This is a genomic window from Streptomyces sp. rh34 (assembly GCF_002551245.1).
Taxonomy (GTDB): Bacteria; Actinomycetota; Actinomycetes; order Streptomycetales; family Streptomycetaceae; genus Streptomyces.
Genome location: NZ_NTGZ01000429.1, coordinates 1 through 3,473, shown reverse-complemented (window position 1 = coordinate 3,473; position 3,473 = coordinate 1). Strand labels below are relative to the sequence as shown.

Sequence of the window (3,473 nt, the reverse complement as noted above, 5' to 3'; positions counted from 1 at the left end):
AGATGTGTATAAGAGACAGAAGGTGGCGGGCGCGGGCACGGAGGCCGGGGTCGCCGCCCGGTCCGGCCAGGGGGCGTGCGGCCGCAGGAACGGGCGCGTCGGGTCGAGCGGCCCGGCCGGAGTCCCGTGCTTCGGCAGCAGCGGGGCGAGGTCCTCGTACACCTCCTGCGCGGAGGCGGGCCGGGCCCCGGGGTCCTTGGCGAGGAGCCGCAGCACCAGGGCCTCCAGCGCGACGGGGACCTCGGGGCGGATCTGCCGGACCGGGACCGGGGCCTCGTAGAGGTGGCGGTGCAGGACGCCGAGCGCGGTGGACCCGGCGAACGGCACGTCACCGCTGAGGAGTTCGTGCAGGAGCACCCCGAGGGCGTACAGGTCGGTGTACGGGCCGACCGCGCCGCCCATCGCCTGCTCGGGGGCCATGTAGGCCGGGGAGCCGATGGGGGAGCCGGTGTGCGTGAGGCGGGTGGTGTCCGTGTCGAGGACGGAGGCGACGCCGAGGTCGAGGACGGTGAGGGTGCCGTCGGGACGGACCATCACGTTCCGGGGCTTGAGGTCGCGGTGGACGATCGGCACCGCGTGCACCGCGCAGAGGACCGCGCAGAGCTGGGCGGCGACCGCGACGGCCCACGGCCAGGGGTAGGGGTCCTGCTCGTTCAGGTGGTCGGCGAGGTCGGCGCCCTCGACGTACTGCATGACGAGGTAGAGGTCGTCGTCGTCGCTGCCCGCGTCGTGGACGGTGACCAGACCGGGGTGGTCGACCTGTGCGGTGACCCGGCACTCGCGGACGAACCGGCGGTGCAGTTCGTCGGCCGCGTCGCTGCCGGTGGGCCCTGCGACCCGGTCGGGGCGCAGCAGCTTCACGGCGACGCGGCGGTCCAGGCGCCGGTCGTACGCCGTCCACACCTGGCCCATGCCGCCCTGGCCGAGGATGGTCGCCAGTTCGTACCGGTCGGCGATGACCCGCCCGCTCACCGGCCCTCGCCCTCCTTGCGGAGGTAGTCGCTCAGCTCGTCCAGCTCGGCACGGACCTGGTCGAGGCGCTGGGGGGCGGGCGTGGGCGTGGGCGGCGGGGTCTGCACGGTGTACGGGTTGGGCTGCGGGCGCTGCTGGTGGTGGTGCTGCTGGTGGAGCTGCTGCGCGGGATGCCGCTGGTACGGGAGGGGCGCGGGGGGCACGGTCGCGGGGGCGCCATGCGGGGGCGCGGAGCCGTAGTGGCGTATCTCCGCGTACAGGTAGTAGGCGATCACCCCGATCAGCACGGCGACGAGCCAGAGCATCATGAGCAGCGCCTGCGCGTCCGACATGTCGTCGGGGTCGTCCGGCGCCTCCATGACGAAGACGAACAACCCGGTGTTGAGGACGACCACGGCCGCCAGCAGGACCCAGTCGCGCGTCCTTCGGGTGACGATCGCGAGCCGCAGCATCGCCACCCAGCCCAGCAGGCCGCAGCTCAGCACGGTCACCGCCACGAGGATCACGCGCACCGCGGCGAGCGACGCCGGGGACGGCCGGGATGTCGTCTGCTGCTGCGGCGTTGGGCCGTAGCCGTGCATGTGCTGCTCCTGGGACGCGTATGTCGGACGTGTGGGGTGAGCGTATACACCTCCGCCGATCAACCGTCCCCGGATGGGCCCGACCGTTGTCGTTCACCTCACTCGGGCGTCACCGTGCCATCCGTCAGCCCGTCGTACATCCCCTGGACCAGCAGCCCGCCGAGCCGCTCCGCCGCCCGCAGCGCGTCCTCGAACGCGGCCAGCTCGCGGAACCGTTCCCCGTACCTGCGCTGTTCGGCGAGCGGCATCCGGGGCAGCTGAAGGCGCCGGGCGTCCAGCCGGGCCGCGGTGGAAGCGTAGCTGCTGGCCTGCCGGTTGTTGGCGGTGCCGCGCAGGAACCCGGCGAGGAACCACGGATCGAGGGCGGCCGGATCGGGCCGCAGCAGCTGGAGGTTGCGGCCGAGCGCGGCGCCCACGTCCCCCTCGCCGACGACCCGGACGACGGTCCCGCCGCCGAGCACGGGCACCACGACGTCACCGGGTTCGAGCACGACCGGGTCGTCGGGGGCCGTGCCCGTGGCCTCCGGGCCGGTGAGCGGGGTTGCGGCCGGGACCTCCGTGAGCGGGGCTCCGGTCGGGACCGCTCCGGTGAGGACGTCGTGCTCCGTGAGGACGGGGCCGGGGCCGCCCGGGGCCGCGTTGCCGGTGTGCAGCGAGAGCGCCCCGCCGCGGGCGAGTTCGCCGACGGTGGTCCGGGGGCGGTGCGCGGGGGCGGTGAGGGTGGCGGGGGGCGGTGTGAGGCGGGCGGTCAGCCGGAGGGTCTCGGCGAGCCGCTCCCGCACCTCGCCGAGCCCGGACGCGTCCGACCCGGGCGCGGGGCGGGGCAGATACCGGGCCGGGGCCAGGTCCACGTCGTCGTCGAGGAGTTCGACCACGGGCACGACGCGGCTGACGCCGGGGAGGCCGGCCCGCTCGCGCCAGGCGTCGAGCACGGCAGCGCGCACGACGGGCCAGTCGAGCCGGTCACGTCCGCCGCCCGCCGCCTTGCCGGCCGCTTCCCCGACGGGCGCCGCGAGTCCGGCGGTGTCGGCCAGGAGGAGGTCCGGTCCGGGGCGGACTCCGGGCGTCGGCCTGCGCAGGACCCAGAGGTGGAGCGGAATGCCGTACGGGGGTGCGGCGCCGGCCGGGAGGGCGATGACGGCGCGGAGGGCGCCCCTGCGCAGGAGGTCGGCGCGGATGCGGCGGCCGGAGCGCCGGGAGGCGGCGGCCGGAGGCATCAGCAGGACGGCGGTGCCGCCGTCGCGCAGCCGGGCCAGGGCGTGCTGGACCCAGGCCAGTTCGGACTCAACGCGGGCGGGGAAGCCGTACTCCCAGCGCGGGTCGTAGGCCAGCTCGTCGTGACCCCAGTTGCGGTCGTTGAAGGGCGGGTGACAGAGCACGGTGTCGGTCGCGAGCCGCGCGAAGGCGTCGGCCCGCAGGGTGTCCCCGGTCCGCACGGCCAGGGAGGGCGGAGGGCTGTGCGTTCCGTCGGCGCTCAGGGCGAGACGCAGTGCGGTGAGGGCGGCGAGCCCGGCGTCGGTCTCCTGGGCGTACAGCGCCGCGGGTCCGGCGACGGCGCGGAGCAGGGCGCCGGTCCCGGCGGCCGGGTCGAGGACGCTGCGGAGCGGCCGGCCGGGGGCCGGTCGACCCGCGGTCTTCGGGGGTTCGGCGAGGTCCGCCATCAGTTCGGCGAGGTGCGGTGGGGTCAGCGTGTACTGGCGGGGGTTGGCGTCCAGATGCCGGCCGAGCAGGAACTCGAAGGTCTGACCGGCCCCGATCCCGGCGGCGAGTTGCGCGGCGGCGCGCAGGAGCGGCACGGAGGGCAGCAGGTCCCGCGCGGTGGGGGTGCGAACGGCTCGGGTCCTGTGAACTCCCGGAGCTTCGGGCGGGTGCGCCGGGGGACCGGCCGCGGGCCCGGGGGCGGTGGGGCCGGGGGCGGTG

The 3,473-nt window shown here is 75.8% G+C and carries 3 protein-coding genes; all 3 read right to left on the bottom strand.

What is annotated here, in order from left to right:
• The coding region (locus tag CR470_RS36690; RefSeq protein ID WP_143663971.1) for a serine/threonine-protein kinase at nt 1-972 on the bottom strand (972 nt) is incomplete at its 3' end.
• On the bottom strand, nt 969-1,553 hold the full coding sequence (locus CR470_RS36685; protein WP_097872001.1) for a hypothetical protein: 585 nt from the start codon (nt 1,551-1,553) through the stop codon (nt 969-971). The genes CR470_RS36690 and CR470_RS36685, both read right to left, overlap by 4 nt.
• Before the next feature lie 98 nt (nt 1,554-1,651).
• Nucleotides 1,652-3,473 (bottom strand): N-6 DNA methylase (locus tag CR470_RS36680; RefSeq protein ID WP_257139046.1); only part of this gene is annotated, 1,822 nt, incomplete at its 5' end.